The sequence below is a fragment of the Microbaculum mangrovi genome (assembly GCF_051390635.1).
Taxonomy (GTDB): domain Bacteria; phylum Pseudomonadota; class Alphaproteobacteria; order Rhizobiales; family Tepidamorphaceae; genus Microbaculum.
On sequence record NZ_JBPODT010000002.1, the window covers coordinates 1,143,593 to 1,162,676 of the forward strand.

20 protein-coding genes are annotated in these 19,084 nt (G+C 66.1%); 1 reads left to right on the forward strand and 19 read right to left on the reverse strand.

The annotated features are described in order from the left end of the window. Window positions 1-5 precede the first annotated feature (5 nt). From ACSF9G_RS11730 to eno, 11 genes are all read right to left on the reverse strand, one after another. The gene (locus ACSF9G_RS11730) at window positions 6-2,288 is read right to left on the reverse strand and encodes a fused MFS/spermidine synthase (RefSeq protein WP_436641705.1); all 2,283 of its coding nucleotides are present in this window, start codon (window positions 2,286-2,288) and stop codon (window positions 6-8) included. A gap of 63 nt (window positions 2,289-2,351) precedes the next feature. After that, entirely contained in the window at window positions 2,352-2,816 is a 465-nt protein-coding gene (locus ACSF9G_RS11735; protein WP_436641707.1) for a type II toxin-antitoxin system RatA family toxin, read from the reverse strand. A 10-nt stretch (window positions 2,817-2,826) separates the two neighbouring features. After that, window positions 2,827-3,789 (reverse strand): lipoyl synthase, encoded by a 963-nt coding sequence (gene lipA, locus ACSF9G_RS11740; protein WP_436641709.1) that lies wholly within the window; start codon window positions 3,787-3,789, stop codon window positions 2,827-2,829. Window positions 3,790-3,945: 156 nt separating this feature from the next. Beyond that, complete coding sequence (locus ACSF9G_RS11745) at window positions 3,946-4,200, reverse strand: GlsB/YeaQ/YmgE family stress response membrane protein (protein WP_436641711.1); 255 nt, start codon at window positions 4,198-4,200, stop codon at window positions 3,946-3,948. Between the two features lie 15 nt (window positions 4,201-4,215). Beyond that, the gene (gene lpdA, locus ACSF9G_RS11750; protein ID WP_436641713.1) at window positions 4,216-5,634 is read right to left on the reverse strand and encodes a dihydrolipoyl dehydrogenase; all 1,419 of its coding nucleotides are present in this window, start codon (window positions 5,632-5,634) and stop codon (window positions 4,216-4,218) included. 27 nt (window positions 5,635-5,661) lie between these two features. Further along, window positions 5,662-5,976 (reverse strand): hypothetical protein, encoded by a 315-nt coding sequence (locus tag ACSF9G_RS11755; protein WP_436641715.1) that lies wholly within the window; start codon window positions 5,974-5,976, stop codon window positions 5,662-5,664. A gap of 43 nt (window positions 5,977-6,019) precedes the next feature. Then, on the reverse strand, window positions 6,020-7,417 hold the full coding sequence (locus ACSF9G_RS11760; protein ID WP_436641717.1) for a pyruvate dehydrogenase complex dihydrolipoamide acetyltransferase: 1,398 nt from the start codon (window positions 7,415-7,417) through the stop codon (window positions 6,020-6,022). A 49-nt stretch (window positions 7,418-7,466) separates the two neighbouring features. After that, the gene (locus ACSF9G_RS11765) at window positions 7,467-8,900 is read right to left on the reverse strand and encodes a pyruvate dehydrogenase complex E1 component subunit beta (RefSeq protein ID WP_436641719.1); all 1,434 of its coding nucleotides are present in this window, start codon (window positions 8,898-8,900) and stop codon (window positions 7,467-7,469) included. Window positions 8,901-8,918: 18 nt separating this feature from the next. Next, window positions 8,919-10,007: a pyruvate dehydrogenase (acetyl-transferring) E1 component subunit alpha gene (pdhA, locus tag ACSF9G_RS11770; RefSeq protein WP_436641721.1), complete on the reverse strand. Its 1,089-nt coding sequence runs from the start codon at window positions 10,005-10,007 to the stop codon at window positions 8,919-8,921. A gap of 170 nt (window positions 10,008-10,177) precedes the next feature. After that, window positions 10,178-10,492 carry an FtsB family cell division protein gene (locus ACSF9G_RS11775; protein WP_436641723.1) on the reverse strand — a complete coding sequence of 105 codons (315 nt, stop codon included), beginning with the start codon at window positions 10,490-10,492 and terminating at the stop codon, window positions 10,178-10,180. A 215-nt stretch (window positions 10,493-10,707) separates the two neighbouring features. After that, entirely contained in the window at window positions 10,708-11,985 is a 1,278-nt protein-coding gene (gene eno, locus ACSF9G_RS11780) for a phosphopyruvate hydratase (RefSeq protein WP_436641725.1), read from the reverse strand. A 155-nt stretch (window positions 11,986-12,140) separates the two neighbouring features. Between eno and queF the strand changes: the two genes are divergently transcribed. After that, entirely contained in the window at window positions 12,141-12,593 is a 453-nt protein-coding gene (queF, locus tag ACSF9G_RS11785; RefSeq protein WP_436641727.1) for a preQ(1) synthase, read from the forward strand. Here the strand turns inward: queF and kdsA are convergent. From kdsA to ACSF9G_RS11825, 8 genes are all read right to left on the reverse strand, one after another. After that, entirely contained in the window at window positions 12,590-13,435 is an 846-nt protein-coding gene (kdsA, locus tag ACSF9G_RS11790; protein WP_436641729.1) for a 3-deoxy-8-phosphooctulonate synthase, read from the reverse strand. The two genes, queF and kdsA, sit on opposite strands and share 4 nt — an antisense overlap. A gap of 83 nt (window positions 13,436-13,518) precedes the next feature. Beyond that, complete coding sequence (locus ACSF9G_RS11795; RefSeq protein WP_436641731.1) at window positions 13,519-14,022, reverse strand: P-loop nucleotide/nucleoside kinase family protein; 504 nt, start codon at window positions 14,020-14,022, stop codon at window positions 13,519-13,521. A 1-nt stretch (window position 14,023) separates the two neighbouring features. Then, entirely contained in the window at window positions 14,024-14,899 is an 876-nt protein-coding gene (locus tag ACSF9G_RS11800) for a VOC family protein (protein ID WP_436641733.1), read from the reverse strand. Window positions 14,900-14,949: 50 nt separating this feature from the next. After that, window positions 14,950-16,578, reverse strand: coding sequence for a CTP synthase (gene pyrG, locus ACSF9G_RS11805; RefSeq protein WP_436641735.1), 1,629 nt, complete (start codon window positions 16,576-16,578; stop codon window positions 14,950-14,952). A gap of 154 nt (window positions 16,579-16,732) precedes the next feature. After that, window positions 16,733-17,119 (reverse strand): preprotein translocase subunit SecG, encoded by a 387-nt coding sequence (gene secG, locus ACSF9G_RS11810; protein ID WP_436641737.1) that lies wholly within the window; start codon window positions 17,117-17,119, stop codon window positions 16,733-16,735. Between the two features lie 85 nt (window positions 17,120-17,204). Beyond that, on the reverse strand, window positions 17,205-17,975 hold the full coding sequence (tpiA, locus tag ACSF9G_RS11815; protein WP_436641739.1) for a triose-phosphate isomerase: 771 nt from the start codon (window positions 17,973-17,975) through the stop codon (window positions 17,205-17,207). A 78-nt stretch (window positions 17,976-18,053) separates the two neighbouring features. Next, entirely contained in the window at window positions 18,054-18,524 is a 471-nt protein-coding gene (locus ACSF9G_RS11820) for a hypothetical protein (protein WP_436641741.1), read from the reverse strand. A 204-nt stretch (window positions 18,525-18,728) separates the two neighbouring features. Beyond that, the gene (locus ACSF9G_RS11825) at window positions 18,729-19,019 is read right to left on the reverse strand and encodes a virulence factor (protein WP_436641743.1); all 291 of its coding nucleotides are present in this window, start codon (window positions 19,017-19,019) and stop codon (window positions 18,729-18,731) included. Between the last annotated feature and the right edge of the window lie 65 nt (window positions 19,020-19,084).

Consider the following 19,084-nt stretch of genomic DNA (forward strand, 5'->3'; position numbering starts at 1 on the left):
CCAGTCTAATCCTGGCCGTCCGCCCTGTGCTTGGCCATGATCGCACCGAGGATATTGGAGTAGTCGTCGGTCCACTCGGAAAATCCTTCCGTGGGCTCGAGGACCTGCCAGTCGGGCGAGGCCGACAGCGCCTCGACCGAGCGGGCATCCCTTGCGAAAACGACGACCCGGGCCGCGGATTTGTAGGTCAGCGACATCGGTTCGCCCGCCACCGGTTCATGGATCAACGCGGCAATCCCGAGCGCCTCCGCGCTCGCCGCGAGCGCCGGTGCCAGGTCCATGTTCCGGTTGCTGATATGCACCGCGACAATTCCCTCCGGGGCGAGCTTGGACAGGTACATCGAGATCGCCTCGCGCGTCATCAGATGCACCGGGATCGAATCCGACGAGAACGCATCGACCACCAGGATGTCGTAGCTGCCGTCTGGCTCGTCCGCTACGGTCAGGCGCGCGTCGCCGAGTGCGATCGGAAGATCTGGGCTGCACGTCGACAGGAACGAGAAGTACGTCGGATCGGACGCGATATCGGCGACGATCGGGTCGATCTCGAAATAGCGCCATGCCTCGCCGGGCTTGCGCCAGCAAGCCAGGCTGCCGCTGCCCAGGCCGATGATACCGACCTTGCCGAGACCGCCATGCGCGCGCCGAGTTTCCACGATCGCCTGATAGAGCGGCCCCTTGTCATGATAGTAGGTGAGCGGCTCGGGGCGCTCGACCGGAGACCCGTCTTCGTTCGTCAGCTTCTGGGCACCATGCAGCGTTGTCCCGTGATACAGCAGCCGGAACCGCCCGTCCGCGCTGAGTGCGACCTTGTTGACGCCGAAGAATCCGCGCCGCGTCTCGATGATCTGGCGTTCGTTCTGGAACGCCAGTGCCGAGACGAAGACGGCGAGCACCAGTGCGGTCAGCAGGCTTGGCGATTTTACGTAGACCGCAGCAAGGACGGCGAACAGCACGACGCCGACGATCACGTAGCGCGGATCGCCCATGACGTTCACGCCGAACAGCAGCAGCGGTAGTGACAGCATTCCGAAGGCAAGAGCGCCGATCGCGAGGTCCCGCAGCCAGCGCACCGGCGGACGGGACAAGGCGCCGGGGCGCGCGAGCAGGCTGGCGACGAGCAGCACCGGATACTCGATCACGGTCGCGAACACGTGCGGTGCGATGAGTCCCGCGAAGACGCCGCCGAGCACGCCGCCGACCGACATCCATAGATAGAACCCGGTGAGCTGCGACGCGGCCGGCCGTTTGCGCACCAGTTCCCCGTGGCAGACCATCGCGACGACGAAGTAGCCGATCAGGTTGAGGACGAGAAAAAGGGCCCAGAGCCTTGTCTGCCCCCACTGCGCCAGAACGGCGAGCGGGATGACGAAGGCCGGCTGCAACAGCAGCATCAGGGTATGCGAGACCACCGGCCGGCGCGCGAAGGTGATGACGAAGGTCAGCAGGAACAGCGCGAGCGGCAGCACCCACAGGAACGGCGCGGCGGCGACATCCGTCGAGATATGCGCCGTCAATGCCACCAGCAGCGCCGAGGGAATGAAGGCATAGCCCATCCAGCCGAGGCGGCGGCCCCAGGTGACCTCGCCATCGGTTTCCGATCTTCCGCGCGGTATGACGGCCGTCACGCCCTGCCCGCTGACGATCGCCAGCGACCCGCAAGCGGCGATCAGCGCGATCAGTGCGACATAGCCGATGGTCCAGCTCAGGCTCTGCGTCTGCAGCCGCAGGAACGGCTCGAACAGGATCGGATAGCCGAGCAGCGCGATAAGGCTGCCGACGTTGCTCGCCCCGTACAGGAAATAGGGATCTGCGGCATGGCGATGCCCGGTGCGGGAGAACCAGGCCTGCAGCAGCGGACTGTTGGCCGAAACGGCTACGAACGGCAATCCGATGGAGACCGCGAACAGGCCGATCAGCCAGATTTCCTTGTTGTCGAGCGGCGGCCGGTCCCATCCTGCCGCAAGACCGATCGGCAGCGCGACGAGCGCAACCAGGCAAACGCCGATATGGACGACGACCGCGGCCAGAAGCGACAGATACCGAGTCAGAAGATGCGCATAGGCATAGCCGCCCAGCAGCGCCGCCTGGAAGAAGCACATCGCCACCGACCACACCGAAGGCGAACCGCCGAGCCGCGGCAGCACCATCTTCGCGAACATCGGCTGGATCGCGAACAGCAGGAACGCGCTGACGAAAATCGCGGAGGTGAACGCGGGAAGCGCCACCGCGAGCGCGCGTGGCGCGCGGGCGCCCGCGACACTGGCATTCACGTCCGAGGGATACATCGATCGCCTACCCGATCCCTTCCGGCTGAAGTGCCGGAGGATCATAGGCAAGCCGAATTAACTCTAGGTTAGTGCGTTCCGCTTGCCATACACGACGTCGGCGCGCTTCTCGAAGGCCTCGGCGAAGCGGGAGAAGGCAGCGTCGAACATCGCCCCCATCAGCGTCTGCAGGGTGCGGCTGCGGAACTCGTATTCGAGATAGAAGTCGATCTCGGAGGCACCCTCCCCCAGCGGCGCGAAGCGCCAGCGGTTCTCCAGGTGCTTGAACGGGCCGCTCAGATACTCGACCAGGATCGTCTGGTGATCGGGATCGAGCGTCACCCGGCTGGTAAACGTCTCGCGGAAGAACTTGTAGGCCGCCGTCATGTCGGCCACGAGCACCGTGTTGCCGTCCTTGACCGCGCGGCTGCGGACCTTCAACGCCTCGCAGAGCGGGACGAACGCCGGATAGCGCTCGACGTCGGCGACCAGCGCGAACATGTCCTCGGCGCTGTGGGCGACCTTGTGGCGGGTCTTGAATGTCCGCATGCCGGGACGGTCAGGCGCCGAGCCGTTGCCGGCGGGCGGCGCGCAGTTTTTCGAAATCGTCGCCGGCGTGATAGCTCGACCGGGTGAGCGGGCTCGAGGCGACCAGCAGGAACCCCTTAGAGCGGCCGATGGTCTCGAACGCCTTGAACTCCTCGGGCGTCACGAAACGCTCGACGCGATGGTGCTTGCGCGTCGGCTGCAGGTACTGGCCGATGGTCAGGAAGTCGACATCGGCGCTCCTGAGATCGTCCATCAGCTGCAGCACCTCGTTCCGCTCCTCGCCGAGCCCCACCATGATGCCCGACTTGGTGAACATCGACGGATCGAGCTCCTTGACCCGCTGCAGCAGGCGGATCGAGTGGAAGTAGCGGGCTCCGGGGCGCACGGTCAGGTAGTTCGACGGCACCGTCTCGAGATTGTGGTTGAACACGTCCGGCCGCGCCTCGACGACGATCTCCAGCGCCCCGTCCTTGCGCAGGAAATCGGGCGTCAGCACCTCGATAGTGGTGCCCGGCGCGCGTTCGCGGATGGCCAGGATGGTGTCGGCGATATGGCGGGCGCCGCCGTCGTCGAGATCGTCGCGGTCGACCGAGGTGACCACGACATGGGTGAGGCCGAGTGCCGCCGTCGCATCGGCGACCTTGCCGGGCTCGGTGGCATCGAGCGGTTCGGGCAGCCCCGTGCGCACGTTGCAGAAGGCGCAGGCCCGCGTGCACGTGTCACCCATTATCATGAAGGTCGCGTGCTTCTTCGACCAGCACTCGCCGATATTCGGACAGCCGGCTTCCTCGCACACGGTCACCAGGCCGTTTTCGCGAACGATGTCGACGGTTTCGCGATAGACGGGTGAACCGGGCGCCTTCACCCGGATCCAGTCGGGCTTGCGCAGGATCGGATTGTCCGGCCGCGCGGCCTTTTCGGGGTGGCGGGGCCGTTCCTTCCTGTCGGAAACGGTATCGATGATCGTTACCATGCTCGTCGCTTCGCTTAATCCGGATACGCCGTCAAGGCGGCGATGTGTATCATCCCGTTGAAATAGGCGATTTCCCGCGCCGATCCACGCCGTTCCGCCATTCGGTCTCTCCGCTCCACTTCGGCCGGGACGACGATGGCCGGGCGGGAGCCGTCCTCAGGCGAGGATCCGCGCCACCAGAACGACGATGATCGCGCCGACGGCGGCGATGATCACCTGCTCGATGAAGGCGTTGCCGATCTTCAGCCTGATACCGAACCTCTGCGCCAGGAATCCGCCGACCAGCGACCCCGCCAACCCGGTCAGGACATAGCGGATCAGCCCGCCGCCTCCGACGATGAAACTCGCCAGCCAGCCGGCGAGAAGGCCGATCAGGACCCAGATGAGGATCGATTTGGTCTGGTCGCTCATGCGCCCTCCATGCCCTCAGATGTGGATCGCCCGCCCGTAGGCCGCGAGCACGCTCTCATGCATCATCTCAGACAGCGTGGGATGCGGGAAGATCGAATGGATCAGCTCTTCCTCGGTCGTCTCAAGGTTCATGGCGACGACGAAGCCCTGGATCAGCTCGGTGACCTCCGCGCCCACCATGTGCGCGCCGAGCAGCTGGCCGGTCTTGGCGTCGAACACGGTCTTCACCAGCCCGTCCGGCTCGCCGAGCGCGATCGCCTTGCCGTTGCCGATGAACGGGAACTTGCCGACCTTCACCTCGTGGCCAGCCTCCTTGGCCTTCTTCTCGGTCAGGCCGACCGAGGCGACCTGCGGATTACAGTAGGTGCAGCCCGGGATCATCAGCTTGTCCATCGGATGGGTGTCGAGGCCGGCGATCGTCTCGACGCAGATGACGCCCTCGTGCTCGGCCTTGTGGGCGAGCATCGGCGGCCCGGCCACGTCGCCGATCGCGTAGACGCCCGGCACGTTGGTGCGCCCGAAGCCGTCGGTGACGATGGTGCCGCGATCGGTCTTCACGCCGAGCTTTTCGAGCCCGAGATCCTCAATATTGCCGACCACGCCGACAGCCGAGATCACCCGGTCGACGGTGATCGTCTCCGCCTTGCCCGTCTCGTCCTCGATGGTGGCGGTGACGGAGTCCGATTTCTTGTCGAGCTTGGTCACCTTGGCCGACGTAAGGATGCGGATCCCCTGCTTCTCGAAGCGCTTGCGCGCGAGCGCGGCGATTTCCTCGTCCTCCACCGGCAGGATCTGCGGCAGGACCTCGACCACGGTCACGTCCACGCCCATGGTCCGGAAAAAGCTGGCGAATTCGATACCGATCGCACCGGAGCCGATCACCAGCAGCGATTTCGGCATCTTTTCGGGCACCATCGCCTCGAAATAGGTCCAGACCAGCTTCCGGTCGGGCTCCAGCCCGGGCAACGCGCGCGGCCGCGCGCCGGTCGCCACAATGACGTGCTTGGCCGTATAGTCGCCGCCGCCGAGCGCGCCCTTGATCGGATTGTCGGCCGGCTTGACCGAGACCTTGCCGCCACCGGCGAGCGTCGCCGTGCCCCAGATCACGTCGACCTTGTTCTTCTTGAGCAGGAACTGCACGCCGTTGCTGAGCTGGGCGGCGACGCCGCGCGAGCGTTTCACGACGGCTTTCGGATCATAGGAGATGCCGGTCGCCGACAGCCCGTAGTCCTTGGCGTTCTCCATGTAATGGTAGATCTCGGCCGACCTGAGCAGCGCCTTGGTCGGGATGCAGCCCCAGTTCAAGCAGATGCCGCCCAGGTACTTGTTCTCGATGACCGCCGTCCGGAGCCCGAGCTGGGCCGAGCGGATCGCGGTGACATAGCCACCCGGGCCCGATCCGATGACGATCACGTCGTAGCTGTTGTCGGCCATACTCGACTCCCCGATTGTCCCGTTGTCCTAGCGGCAGGCCGGCGGGCTCACTTCCGCGATCTCGTACCCCGTCGCCCCGACCATGCCGTCCTTCCGCGGGAGCGCCTTCAGCGTCACGAAGACCATGCATTCGCCGGCATGGACCACGAACACGCCGTCCTTGCGGCGCACGATACGGTCGATCGGCCGTTCGCCGAGCGCGTCGACGACCTGCGACCCCAGGACCGTCTCGAACTGGCGCAGGCGATCGTATTTCGGCGCGAGCGCGGCCTCGGCGACGGACGCTCCGGCGGCGACCATGGCAAGCGCCGCGGCAATGAGCCCGGTCCGTCGCATCGTCATCCTCGCGCCTCCCTTTCCGCCGGCCGCGCCGCGCATCGCCGCATCAAACCAGCATCGACATGGGCTTCTCGATGAAGCCCTTGAACGCACCGATCAGCTCCGAGCCGAGCGCGCCGTCGACGGCACGGTGGTCGGTCGACAGCGTGCAGGTCATCACCGTGGCGATGGCCAGCGCGTGGTCCTTGACGACAGCCCTCTCCTCGCCCGCGCCGACCGCCAGGATTGTCGCGTGCGGCGGGTTGATGACGGCGGAGAAGTCCTTGATGCCGTACATGCCGAGATTGGAGATCGCCGTCGAGCCGCCCTGGTATTCCTCGGGCATCAGCTTGCGCGCCTTGGCGCGGGCGGCGAAGTCCTTCATCTCGCTGGAAATCGTCGACAGCGTCTTCTTGTCGGCATCGCGCACCACCGGCGTGATCAGGCCGCCGGGAATGGCGACGGCGACGCCGACATCGGCGACGGAGTGCTTCAAGAGGCCGCTTTCGGTCCAGGTGACGTTCGCCTCAGGCACGGCCTTCAGCGCCAGCGCCTGCGCCTTGATCACGAAGTCGTTGACCGACAGCTTGTAGGCCGGGCTGCCGTCCACCACGGTCGCCTGCGCGTTGATCTCGCTTCTGAGCTTCAGCAGCGCGTCGAGCGCGACATCGACGCTCAGGTAGAAATGCGGGATCGTCGACTTCGCCTCGGTCAGCCGCCGCGCGATCACCTTGCGCATGTTGTCGTGCGGAACGACCTCGTAGGTCCCGTCCCGGAACAGCGCCCGGATCTTGTCGTCGGACGGTGCCTGGATCGGCGCGGGCCCGGCAGCCGGGGCACTGGCGGCAGCGGCCGCTTTCGGCGCCGCCTTGGCCGCGCCGGATTCGGCGGCCGCCTCGATGTCGCGCTTCACCACCCGTCCGTGCGGGCCGGAGCCCGAGATCGCGGAAAGATCGAGCCCCTGCTCCTTCGCCAGCCGTCGCGCCAGGGGCGAGGCGAAGACGCGCGCGCCGCCGGCATCGTGCCCGTTGGCGGCCGGCGCGCTTCCGCCCTTCGTGGCGGGCGCGGACGCGCCCTCTTCGGGACGCGGGCTCGGCGGTGTTGCGGCGGCCTCCTCCCGAGGCGCCGGCGCGGCCGGCGTCTCGGAGGCTGGCGCGGCTTGCGCCGGCGTGCCGGGCTTCGGCGCCGCGGCCTCCGCGTCCTTCAGCGCGCCCGCGTCCTCGCCCTCTTCGAGCAGGATCGCGATCTTCTGGTTGACCGGCACGTCGGCGGTGCCGGCGGCCACGAGGAGCTTGCCGACGGTTCCCTCGTCGACCGCCTCCACTTCCATCGTCGCCTTGTCGGTCTCGATCTCGGCGATGATATCGCCCGGCGCGACCGCGTCGCCTTCGTTTACGAGCCACTTGGACAGCGTCCCGACCTCCATGGTCGGCGACAGCGCGGGCATCAGGATGTCGATGGGCATGGTCGTTTCCTAGCGATACCTGGGACGGCCTTGGTTCGTTGTCCGACCGTCAATCCTTGTACGTCACGGCCTTCACCGCCTCGATGACCTCCTTCACCGAGGGCAGCGCCAGCTTCTCGAGATTGGCGGCATAGGGCATCGGCACGTCCTTGCCGGTGACGCGCAGCACGGGCGCGTCGAGCCAGTCGAAGGCCTTGTCCATCAGTTGCGCGGCGATCTCCGAGGAGACCGACGACTGCGGCCAGCCTTCCTCGACGGTGACACAGCGCCCGGTCTTCTTGACCGACTTGACGATCGTGTCGACGTCCATCGGCCGGATCGTCCTCAGGTCGATCACCTCGGCGTCGATCCCATCGGCGCGCAGCTCCTCGGCCGCCTTCAGCGCATAGGTCATGCCGATGCCCCAGGACACGATCGTCGCGTCCGTGCCTTCCCTGGCCACCTTCGCCTTGCCGATCGGCAGCACGAAGTCGTCCATTATCGGTACCGGGAAGGTGTGGCCGTAGAGGATCTCGTTTTCCAGGAACACGACCGGATTGGGGTCGCGGATGGCCGCCTTCAGCAGCCCCTTGGCGTCGGCCGCCGAATGCGGCTGCACGACCGTGAGCCCCGGAACGTGGCTGTACCAGCTCGCGTAGTCCTGGCTGTGCTGGGCGGCGACCCGGGAGGCCGCGCCGTTGGGCCCGCGGAACACGATCGAGCAGGTTACCTGGCCGCCCGACATGTAGTGGGTCTTGGCGGCCGAGTTGATGATCTGGTCCATCGCCTGCATGGCGAAATTGAAGGTCATGAACTCGACGATCGGCTTCAGCCCCGCCATCGCCGCGCCGACGCCGAGGCCGGTGAAGCCGTGCTCGGTGATCGGCGTGTCGACCACGCGGCGCGGGCCGAACTCGTCCAGCAGTCCCTGCGAGATCTTGTAGGCGCCCTGGTACTCGGCGACTTCCTCGCCCATCAGGAACACCACCTCGTCGCGACGCATTTCCTCCGCCATGGCGTCGCGCAGCGCCTCGCGAACCGTTATCTCGACCATCTCGGTGCCTTCCGGCACCTCGGGCAGAGCCTCGGCCTCTTCGGCGGGGCGCGTCTGGGTAGACAGCGCCGGCTGCGCGGCCGGTGCTTCAGCGGGTGCTGCGGCGGCCGATGCTTCGGCGGCGGGCGCCTTCGGGGCGGCCGCGGGTTCGGGCTCCGCCGGCTTCGGCGCAGGCGCCGCGGCCCCCTCGAGCGCGCTGGCGTCCTCGCCCTCGGACAGGATCAACGCGATCGGCGTGTTGACCTTGACCGCCTCGGTGCCCTCCGCGACGAGGATCTTGCCCAGCGTGCCCTCGTCGACGGCCTCGACTTCCATGGTTGCCTTGTCGGTCTCGATCTCGGCGATGACGTCGCCGGCGGCGACCGCATCCCCTTCCTTCTTGACCCATTTCGACAGCGTGCCCTCTTCCATCGTCGGGGAAAGGGCGGGCATCAGTACCTGTACCGGCATGTGTCGTCCCTCCCCGGCTCAGCGCAGCACGTCGGTCCAGAGCTCGGACGCGTCGGGCTCGGGATCGGTCTGGGCGAATTCGGCCGCCTCGTTGACGATGCCGCGCACGTCGCGGTCGATATCCTTCAGCTCGCCTTCGGCGACCTTGTGCTCCTCGGCCAGGCGCGCCTTCACCTGCTCGATCGGATCGTGCTCCTGCCGCATTTTCTGGACCTCTTCCTTGGAACGGTACTTGGCCGGGTCGGACATGGAATGGCCGCGATAGCGATAGGTCAGCATTTCCAGGATGAACGGGCCATTGCCGGAGCGGCACCAGTCGGCCGCTTCCTCGCCGGCGGCATGCACGGCGCGCACGTCCATGCCGTCGACCTGCTTGCCGGGAATGTCGAAGGAGGCTCCACGATGCGACAGGTCCGTGGTGGCCGAGGCACGGCTGATGCTCGTGCCCATCCCGTACTTGTTGTTCTCGATCACGTACACGACCGGCAGCATCCACAGCTTCGCCATGTTGAAGCTTTCGTAGACCTGGCCCTGGTTGGCCGCGCCGTCGCCGAAATAGGTGTAGCTGACGTTGTCGTTGCCGCGATACTTGTTCGCGAAGGCCAGGCCGGTTCCCAGCGACACCTGGCCGCCGACGATGCCGTGTCCGCCGAAGAAGCCCTTCTCGACGGAGAACATGTGCATCGAGCCGCCCTTGCCCTTGGAGTAGCCGCCGCGCCGTCCGGTCAACTCGGCCATGACGCCCTTCGGGTCCATGCCGCAGGCCAGCATGTGGCCATGATCGCGATACCCGGTAATGACCTGATCGCCGTTCTTGGACACCATCTGCATGCCGACGACGACGGCTTCCTGGCCGATGTAGAGATGGCAGAAGCCGCCGATCAGCCCCATGCCGTACATCTGGCCGGCCTTCTCCTCGAAGCGCCGGATCAGCAGCATCTCGCGATAGGCTTCCAGCTCCTGGTCCTTGGTGAAATCGGAAGCAGGGCTGCCACGAAGCGACGTCTTCGTCCCGGCGCGCGATTTCGCCTTCGCCGCGGGCTTCGTTTTAGACCGGGATCTCGCCGCCGCCGTGCGACGGGTGTCGGATTTGGCGCGAGCCGCCATGCGGGTCCTCCCTAGATGCCCAGTTGTTGCGCAACAGGTATCGTACCCGCGATCTAAAAACCAGTAACAGAGAAAAATTCTCCAATGAATTAGCTAGCTGATATATATAGGAAAATCAGATTTTAACTGGAATTCGGTTAAATGACGGATGGCCGACGGCGGACCCGCATTCAGCGCTGGCCGCGCATGATCACGATATCGTTGGGATGAGCGACGTTGAGCAGGACGCGCGCCCGCTCCTCGAGCATATCGGGATCCAGGCTTTCGGGACGGAGCAGCGCCACATGCTGCTCGAGCGACTCCCGCTCCCGGCGCAGGTCGGCAAGCTCCTGCTCCAGCTCCGCGACCTCGGCGCGAAGCTGCTGGGACGCATAGAAACCGCGCGCGCCCGTGAGGCCGTGATAGACGAAATAGCCGATCACGGCGACGCCGATTACAGGAATGAGAATTCCGGCCGTCGAGGAACGGACGGTACGCCTCGCCATTGCAGTAGCCTCCACAGGGATTGCGGACAGCATCGTCCGCCAATCCTGTTAAGGCTCGATTAACTGTGGCGACTGGCCGTGGCGATCGGCGCGCGAGCCGGCCCTCGCCGGGCGCCATCGGCGCCCGGCCCGGACGTGTTCCGGGTATCTCCCGGCGCCTTGCGGGATTGCCGGGCCAGGCCCGGCAATCGAGACGTATCGGCGGAGCGACGCTCCTACCGCGCCTTCAACGCGGCCCTGCCCGCATAGAGCGCGGTCGCGCCGAGCTCTTCCTCGATCCGCAGGAGCTGGTTGTATTTCGCGAGCCGGTCGGAACGGGCAAGCGAACCGGTCTTGATCTGCCCGCAATTGGTGGCGACGGCGAGATCGGCGATTGTCGAATCCTCCGTCTCTCCGGACCGATGCGACATCACCGCGCGATAGCCGGCCCGGTGCGCCATGTCGACGGCTTCCAGCGTCTCGGTCAGCGAGCCGATCTGGTTGACCTTCACCAGGATCGCGTTGGCGACGCCTTCCTCGATGCCGCGCGACAGACGCTCGGTGTTGGTGACGAACAGGTCGTCACCGACGAGCTGGCAGCGATCACCGATCGTCTCTGTCAGCATCTTCCAGCCGCGCCAGTCGTCCTCGTCCATGCCGTCCTCGATCGAGACGATCGGATAGGCGTCCACCAGCTCCGCGAGGTAGGCGACCATGTGCTCGGGATCGAGCACCTTGCCCTCGCCCTTCAGCTGGTAGCGGCCGTTCTCGAAGAACTCGGTGGAGGCGACGTCGAGCGCCAGCACCACGTCCTCGCCCGGCTTGTAGCCTGCCGTCTCGACCGACTTCATGATGAAGTCGAGCGCCTCTCTGGCCGAGCTCAGGTTCGGTGCGAAGCCGCCCTCGTCGCCGACATTGGTATTGTGGCCCGCATCCTTCAGGCCGCTCTTTAGCGTATGGAACACCTCCGCGCCCATGCGCAGGCCCTCGGCGAAGGTCTCCGCGCCGACCGGCATGATCATGAATTCCTGGATGTCGATCGGGTTGTCGGCGTGCGCGCCGCCATTCACGATGTTCATCATCGGAACTGGCAGCACGCGCGCGTTGACGCCGCCGACATAGCGATAGAGCGGCAGCCCCACCGCGTCGGCCGCCGCTCGCGCGACAGCCAGGGAAACGCCGAGAATGGCGTTGGCGCCGAGCCGCTTCTTGTTGGGCGTGCCGTCGAGTTCAGTCAGAACGGTGTCGATCTGGACCTGTTCTTCGGCGTCCATCCCCGACAGCGTGTCGAAGATCTCGCCGTTGACCGCGTCCACGGCCTCGCATACGCCCTTGCCGAGATAGCGCTCGCCGCCATCGCGCAGCTCGACCGCCTCGTGCGCGCCGGTCGAGGCGCCGGAGGGCACCGCGGCGCGGCCAACCGTCCCGTCCTCCAGAACCACGTCGACTTCCACGGTCGGATTGCCGCGGCTGTCGAGGATCTCGCGGCCGACGATGTCGAAGATGGCGGTCATTTCTGTCCTTTCCGGTGCTTGCAGCATGCTTTCACGGGCTAATAGCCGAGCAGCCTGCCACAGGAAAGGGCCATTGGCGTGAAAACCGCCACTTGCACCCGTGTCCCGCGTGCTGCAGCTATGCATTCGAAGTCCGCGCCCGAAGGAGTTCCGCCATGACCGACACCGACCTGCAGCTCGGCCGCGACGTTCCCGCCCCCACCTCTCCGGAGGAGGCGGTGCTCGACCGCGTGCCCAATCCGCACCCCGACACCGATTACCTGACCCGCTTCACCTGCCCGGAATTCACCTCGCTCTGCCCGGTGACGGGCCAGCCGGATTTCGCCCACCTGGTCATCGACTACGTGCCCGGACAGTGGCTGCTCGAGTCGAAGTCCCTGAAACTGTACCTGCATTCGTTCCGCAACCATGCCGCCTTCCACGAAGGCTGCACGGTTTCGATCGGCAAGCGCTTGGTCGAGCGGCTCGAGCCACGCTGGCTGCGGATAGGCGGCTACTGGTATCCGCGCGGCGGTATCCCGATCGACGTGTTCTGGCAGACCGGCGCCCCCCCGGCGGGCCTGTGGGTGCCGCATCAGGGCGTATCGCCATATCGGGGGCGCGGCTAAAGCCGGACCGGCCGCCCCTTGGCGACGGCATCGAACGCCATCAGCGTCTCGACCAGCGCCGGCAGGTCCTTCATCGCGATCATGTTCGGCCCGTCCGACGGCGCCTTGTCGGGATCCGGGTGGGTCTCGATGAAGACGCCGGCGACACCCACGGCGACGGCGGCGCGCGCAAGGACCGGCACGAACTCGCGCTGTCCGCCCGAAGAGGTGCCCTGCCCGCCCGGCTGCTGCACCGAATGGGTGGCGTCGAAGATCACCGGCGCGCCGAGGCCCGCCAGGATCGGCAGCGACCGCATGTCGGAGACCAGCGTGTTGTAGCCGAAGCTCGCGCCGCGCTCGGTCACCAGCACGTTCGGGTTGCCGAAGCCGGCGACCTTGTCGACCACATTCTTCATGTCCCAGGGCGCAAGGAACTGGCCCTTCTTGACGTTGACGACTCGGCCGGTCTCGGCCGCGGCCTTCAGCAGGTCGGTCTGCCGGCACAGGAAAGCGGGGATCTGCAGCACGTCGACCGCCTCGGCGACCATCGCGCACTGCCAGGTCTCGTGCACATCGGTGAGCACGGGGAGCCCAGTCGTCTCGCGGATCTCGGCGAATACCGGCAGCGAGGCGTCGAGGCCGATGCCGCGCGCGCCCGACGCGCTGGTACGGTTCGCCTTGTCGTACGAACTCTTGTAGACGAGCCCGATGCCGAGCGTTTCGGCCATGTCCTTCAGCGCCTGCGCCGTCTCCAGCGCATGCGCCCGGCTTTCCATCTGACAGGGCCCCGCGATCAGGCAGAGCGGCCTGTCGTTGCCGAAGCTGGCCGGTCCGATGCTGACGGTAGCGTTTACGCCTGACATGTCGTCTCCCGCGAAGTGAGCCGTCGGGCCCGATGGTGCTCGACCGGTGTTTCCGCCAAGCTGTTTACACCGAGGTGTTTACGTCAAATGCCTGGAAGCCGCGAGACCAGACGCGCGACGGCAGCGTCCAGATCGCAGTCCGCGGTATCGATCACCACATCCGCCGTGTCCCACGGCTCGTAGTGCCGCGCCACCACCGCGTCCCAGGTCGGCAGCGCGAAGCCGGGAATGTCGGGCGCCCGCGTCTCGACCCGGCGGCGATGCTCGTCCTCGTCCGAGCACAGGATTTCCACCTCGACGGCCCGGACGCCGGCCCGCTCCGCCACCGCCCGCCAGGCCTCCCGCGTGATCGCGATCGGATTGACGGAGTCCGCGATCACCGTCCGGCCGAGCCTCAGGTTGTCCTCTGCGACGGCGTAGGCGACCCGGTAGCCCGCGTCCTCCATCGACTGGACGACCTTGCCGGTCTCCCGCAGCGCCTGCTCGATCGTATCGATGCGGAGGTGTACCGCGCCCAGCCGGCACGCCACCGCACGCGCGATTGAAGTCTTCCCGCTACCGGGCAGGCCGCCGAGAATGATCAGCACGTCAGGCCCGAACCGCCTCGAACCCAACCGCCGCGCCCAGCGTCTCGCTTGCTGGCACGATCAGCCTGTCGCCGCGTGTCTCGAAGAGGATTCCGGCGCGTTCCAGGCAGTCTGCCGCCGCCTCGAGCCGCTCGACCCCGATGACATAGGCGGCAAAGCGCGGGCTGCGGTAGTCCGCCACCGGGACCGCATCGCCCCAGGTCGCCGCAACCGCAGCCGGCGTTTCGATGCGGATCCGGCCGCGCGCCGTCTCGACCGTAAGGCCCATGCTGGTCGCCCGCACCTCGCGCGTCCCGACGAAGGCCTCGTAGAACATGTGGTGGTCCGCCGGCGTCTCGGCGATCATCACCACCTCCAGGACCGTCTTCGCGGTGTTGGCGTGGCGCTGGTAGTCCGTTTTCCAGAAGTGTTCCGGCGCGAGTTGCTGGCAGGTGAAGAAAGCTGCCTCCGGAGCCGACGGATCCGACGCGAAAGCCAACGTGAAGCCGACCCGCGCGAGCGAACCGTCGGGTAGCTGGGCGTCGCGGCCGAACGCGAATGGCATATAGGCCTGGATGCCTGCCTCGGCGAAGGCCTTCGCGTCGGCGACGGCATCGCTCGAGTCGAGCACGAGCATGCTCATGCCCTCAAATTGCTCGAGAAAGCGGAAATTGAAGCGTGGAAAACTGAACTGGCCGGGTTCGGGCACCGGAAACAGGTCCGGATCGGTGATTCCCAGCAGTTCCAGGAAACAGCCGTCGAGCTGGACCAGATGGTTCTCGGTGCCGAAGGGATGCTGCGCCTTCGGCGTCACCGTGAAGCCGAGACGTTCGTAGACGCTGCGCGCCCGGTCGAGACCGTGCACGGCAAGAACGAGATGATCGATACCGCGAGCCATGATCGAAGCGGCTTAACGCGTCACACCGCCGCTGGCAATCACGCCGACCGTCACACCAGGCGGCTCTGCTCGACCGCGGCCGCGATGAACGAGCGGAACAGCGGATGCGGGTCGAACGGACGCGATTTCAGCTCCGGGTGGTACTGAACGCCGATGAACCACGGGTGCTCGGCGAATTCCACCGTCTCCGGCAGGATCCCGTCCGGCGACATGCCGGCAAACCGCATCCCGTGCTGTTCCAGCCGGTCGCGGTAGGCGACATTGACCTCGTAGCGGTGCCGGTGGCGCTCGGAAATCTCGATTGCGCCGTAGATGCCGGCGATCTTGCTGCCATCCTGCAGAGCGGCCGGATAGGCACCAAGCCGCATCGTGCCGCCGAGATCGCCTTGCGCGGCGCGCTTCTCCAGTTCGTTGCCCTTCAGCCACTCGGTCATCAGGCCGACGACCGGCTCGGCGGTCGGACCGAATTCCGTGGAGCTGGCGTTCGCGATGCCGACCAGGCTGCGGGTCGCCTCGATGACGGCCATCTGCATGCCGAAGCAGATGCCGAAATAGGGCACGTTGCGCTCCCGCGCGAAGCCGGCAGCCGCGATCTTGCCTTCGGCCCCGCGCTCGCCGAACCCGCCGGGCACCAGGATGCCGTTGACCTGCTCCAGGAATGGTGCGGGATCCTCGCGCTCGAAGACCTCGGACTCGATCCAGTCGATATTGACGCGTACCCGGTTCGCGATGCCGCCGTGCATCAGCGCTTCGTTCAGCGACTTGTAGGCGTCCTTCAGGCCCGTGTACTTGCCGACGATGGCGATGGTCACCTCGCCTTCCGGATTGCGGACGCGCTCTGCGATCTCCACCCAACTCGACAGGTCCGGCTCGGCGCCGGGGTCCATGCCGAAGGCACGCAGGAGTTCGTCGTCGAGCCCCTCGTCATGATAGGCCAGCGGCACGGCATAGATCGTGTCGACGTCCCGGGCCTCGATCACCGCGGATTCGCGCACGTTGCAGAACAGCGCCAGCTTGCGCCGCTCGTCGTGCGGGATCGGCCGGTCGCAACGGCACAACAGGATGTCGGGCTGGATGCCGATCGACCGCAGCTCCTTCACCGAGTGCTGCGTCGGCTTGGTCTTCATCTCGCCGGCGCTCGGAATGAACGGCAGCAGGGTGAGATGGATGAACACGGCGTCGCCGCGCGGCAGTTCCTGACCGAGCTGGCGGATAGCCTCGAAGAACGGCAGCCCCTCGATGTCGCCGACGGTGCCACCGATCTCGACGAGCACGAAATCGACACCATCGTTTCCGCGCCGCACGAAGTCCTTGATGGCGTCGGTGACGTGGGGAATCACCTGGATGGTGGCGCCGAGATAGTCGCCGCGCCGCTCCTTGGTGATGATGTCCTGGTAGATCCGACCCGTGGTGATGTTGTCGTCCTGCGAGCAGGGCACCCCGGTGAATCGCTCGTAGTGGCCGAGATCGAGGTCGGTTTCGGCACCGTCATCGGTGACGAAGACCTCGCCGTGCTGATAGGGGCTCATGGTCCCCGGATCGACATTGAGATAGGGATCCAGCTTCTTCAGCCGCACTGAATAGCCGCGCGCCTGAAGGAGCGCGCCGAGCGCCGCTGAAGCGAGACCCTTGCCGAGGGAGGAGACCACGCCGCCGGTGATGAATACGTACCGCGCCATGGGCCCCGAAATTAACTCCGTCCCGAACGATTCGGGGAGTCGTTTTACGCCTCCCCACCCGATTTTCGACATGCGAACCGACCTGCCGCTACGGACAGGTCGGAATCCGGTGAATTCACTGTGCCCCGACGACCGGGGCTGGCTCCTGCGCCGACTACTGCGATTGCGGCGCCTGCGGAGACGCGGGCTGCTGCTCTTGTTCCTCGAGCCGCTTTATCTGGTCGAGGACGTTGGCGCCGCCCGTGCCGTCTGCCGGAGCCTCACCCGCCACAGGCGCACCTGCCGGGCCGCTGTCAAAGATCGACGGCGCTTCGCCGCCGCTTCGCGCAAGCAAAGTCAACACGATCGAAGTCGCGAAAAACGCCGCGGCGAGGATCGTGGTGGTGCGGGTCAGGACGTTCGCCGTCCCGCGACCGGTCATGAAGCCGCCGCCACCGCCGCCGCCGATGCCTAGCGCACCGCCTTCGGACTTCTGCAGCATTACAACGGCAACTAGCGCCACGACCACCATGAGGTGGATGACGATGATGACGGTTTCCATCTTCGATACAAATCCAGATGTCGGGAATTCGCAGGCCTTTTACACCGGGTAAGCCCGACGCGCTACCCCGGCAGAACCATTTCGATCAGCCTGTGATCTGGCGATAGGCATCCGCGATTGCAAGGAAATCGGATGCATTCAGGCTCGCTCCGCCGACAAGTGCCCCGTCCACGTTGGCAACAGCCATCAGTTCGACGGCATTCGAGGGCTTTACCGAGCCGCCGTACAGCACGCGGGTTCTCGCCCCTTCATCGCCGAAACGCTCCTTCAGCCGCTCACGGATGAACCCGTGGACCTCGGCGACGTCCTTGGGCGTCGGCGTCATGCCCGTGCCGATCGCCCATACCGGCTCGTAGGCCACGATCAGGCGCGCGGCCATCGCACCCTCGGGTATCGAGCCGTCGAGCTGAGACCCGATCCTTTCGAGGGTCTTGCCGTCCTTGCGCTCGGCCTCCGTCTCGCCGACACAGACGATCGCGGTGAGGCCCGCCCGCCATGCCGCTTCGGCCTTGGCGCGCACCATCTCGTCGGTTTCCCCGTGATCCTGCCGCCGCTCCGAGTGACCGACGATCACCGCCGCCGCACCGGCATCGGCCATCATCCCGGCGGAGATATCCCCGGTATGGGCCCCCGAATCCTTCGCGTGGCAATCCTGCCCCCCGACCGAAAGCGACGACTGGAGCGCGATCTGGGAAAATGCCATGACCAGCGTCGACGGCGGGCAGATCATTAGATCGACCCGTTCCTTCAAATCGTCGCCATACCCTTCGATCATCGCGCCGAATTCAGCGGCCGACGCTCTGAGGCCGTTCATTTTCCAGTTTCCGGCGACAAGCGGCCGAATGTCGGGTGTCATGCTCTCTACTTTCTTTAGGAACCTGGCGCTGCATAGCAGATCGGCGGGAGAAGTCGAACCCAATCGAAATTCGAGGTCTCAGGGCCGCGGAGCGACGCCGAAAAGACCGGATCGCGACAGCTTCGGCGTCATCGCACTACTTTCCATGAGGTCTACCGGCAGCGGAGCATCGCCAAAGACCTCGAAGAGCGCCGACTGTTCCTCCAGGCCCCAAACCGTTCTCTCCGCACCGGCCTTGTAGTCGTATCCGGGACCGAGACGGAACGTGAGTCCGAGCCCCTCCGACACAAGCTCGTCCTGTATCGCCGCGGCAAGCATCCGTGTCGCCTTCTCGACGCACAGCCAGCCGGCGGTTTCCATGAACAGCGCGTCGACCGGTTCGGCAGCCTCAAATCGGCGTGCCACGGCTGCGTCCAATTCCGCTCCAAGCGTCAGAACGAAGACGATGACCTCCGTCGCTTCCCCCAGCAGCCGGTCGAAGGCCACGCAATTGAACCGGTGCCCGCCGGCAAGCGTCAGAACGCCGCCAGCGACGGATACGATCGGCAACCGGACATATCGGGCCTCGGGGGACGCAATCGCGGCGATCTCCCCGGACACCCGCTCGGCGATGGCCCGCACGCGTGGACGGATGCGGGCTGAATCCCGATACCCATGAACGCGAAGAACGCGACCTGGATCTGCGGCGAACCCCTCGCTGCGCCAGGACATCACTCGGGGGCTTTTTCCGGCACCACCCACGAATGCAACCGCTCAGCCGTCCGTGCCCGCGATAGCGGCAGCGCGAATCGCGTCGTACTGAGCCTCGATTTCCTCGGCGAGCGCCTGCGCCGCGCTCGCGGCGTCGCCCTCCCGTTCCACCGGTCTGCCGCGACGCCACGCCTCCAGATACTGGTCTGTGCCCGCCAAGCCGCGCCGCATGGCGACAAGGTCGATCAGCTCCTGGAAGCGGGCACTCAGCTGTATCTTGTGGCTGCCGGTCCTATCGCGCGCCTCGACCATCGAGGGGATGTCCTGCCACGTCAGGATGCTGCATTTTGCCATCGCAATCGCCTCCGGCAGCAAGTTCGCTTATATACCCTATCCGTCGGTTGGGTGACGTCACGCTG

Coding starts and splice junctions, on each gene's coding strand:
- lipA (WP_436641709.1), bottom strand. CDS start 3,789: ATGGTAACGATCATCGATACCGTTTCCGACAGGAAGGAACGGCCCCGC.
- ACSF9G_RS11745 (WP_436641711.1), bottom strand. CDS start 4,200: ATGAGCGACCAGACCAAATCGATCCTCATCTGGGTCCTGATCGGCCTT.
- tpiA (WP_436641739.1), bottom strand. CDS start 17,975: ATGACACCCGACATTCGGCCGCTTGTCGCCGGAAACTGGAAAATGAAC.
- ACSF9G_RS11775 (WP_436641723.1), bottom strand. CDS start 10,492: ATGGCGAGGCGTACCGTCCGTTCCTCGACGGCCGGAATTCTCATTCCT.
- secG (WP_436641737.1), bottom strand. CDS start 17,119: ATGGAAACCGTCATCATCGTCATCCACCTCATGGTGGTCGTGGCGCTA.
- pdhA (WP_436641721.1), bottom strand. CDS start 10,007: ATGGCGGCTCGCGCCAAATCCGACACCCGTCGCACGGCGGCGGCGAGA.
- lpdA (WP_436641713.1), bottom strand. CDS start 5,634: ATGGCCGACAACAGCTACGACGTGATCGTCATCGGATCGGGCCCGGGT.
- eno (WP_436641725.1), bottom strand. CDS start 11,985: ATGACCGCCATCTTCGACATCGTCGGCCGCGAGATCCTCGACAGCCGC.
- ACSF9G_RS11735 (WP_436641707.1), bottom strand. CDS start 2,816: ATGCGGACATTCAAGACCCGCCACAAGGTCGCCCACAGCGCCGAGGAC.
- ACSF9G_RS11825 (WP_436641743.1), bottom strand. CDS start 19,019: ATGGCAAAATGCAGCATCCTGACGTGGCAGGACATCCCCTCGATGGTC.
- ACSF9G_RS11730 (WP_436641705.1), bottom strand. CDS start 2,288: ATGTATCCCTCGGACGTGAATGCCAGTGTCGCGGGCGCCCGCGCGCCA.
- queF (WP_436641727.1), top strand. CDS start 12,141: ATGACCGACACCGACCTGCAGCTCGGCCGCGACGTTCCCGCCCCCACC.
- ACSF9G_RS11765 (WP_436641719.1), bottom strand. CDS start 8,900: ATGCCGGTACAGGTACTGATGCCCGCCCTTTCCCCGACGATGGAAGAG.
- kdsA (WP_436641729.1), bottom strand. CDS start 13,435: ATGTCAGGCGTAAACGCTACCGTCAGCATCGGACCGGCCAGCTTCGGC.
- pyrG (WP_436641735.1), bottom strand. CDS start 16,578: ATGGCGCGGTACGTATTCATCACCGGCGGCGTGGTCTCCTCCCTCGGC.
- ACSF9G_RS11760 (WP_436641717.1), bottom strand. CDS start 7,417: ATGCCCATCGACATCCTGATGCCCGCGCTGTCGCCGACCATGGAGGTC.
- ACSF9G_RS11800 (WP_436641733.1), bottom strand. CDS start 14,899: ATGGCTCGCGGTATCGATCATCTCGTTCTTGCCGTGCACGGTCTCGAC.
- ACSF9G_RS11755 (WP_436641715.1), bottom strand. CDS start 5,976: ATGACGATGCGACGGACCGGGCTCATTGCCGCGGCGCTTGCCATGGTC.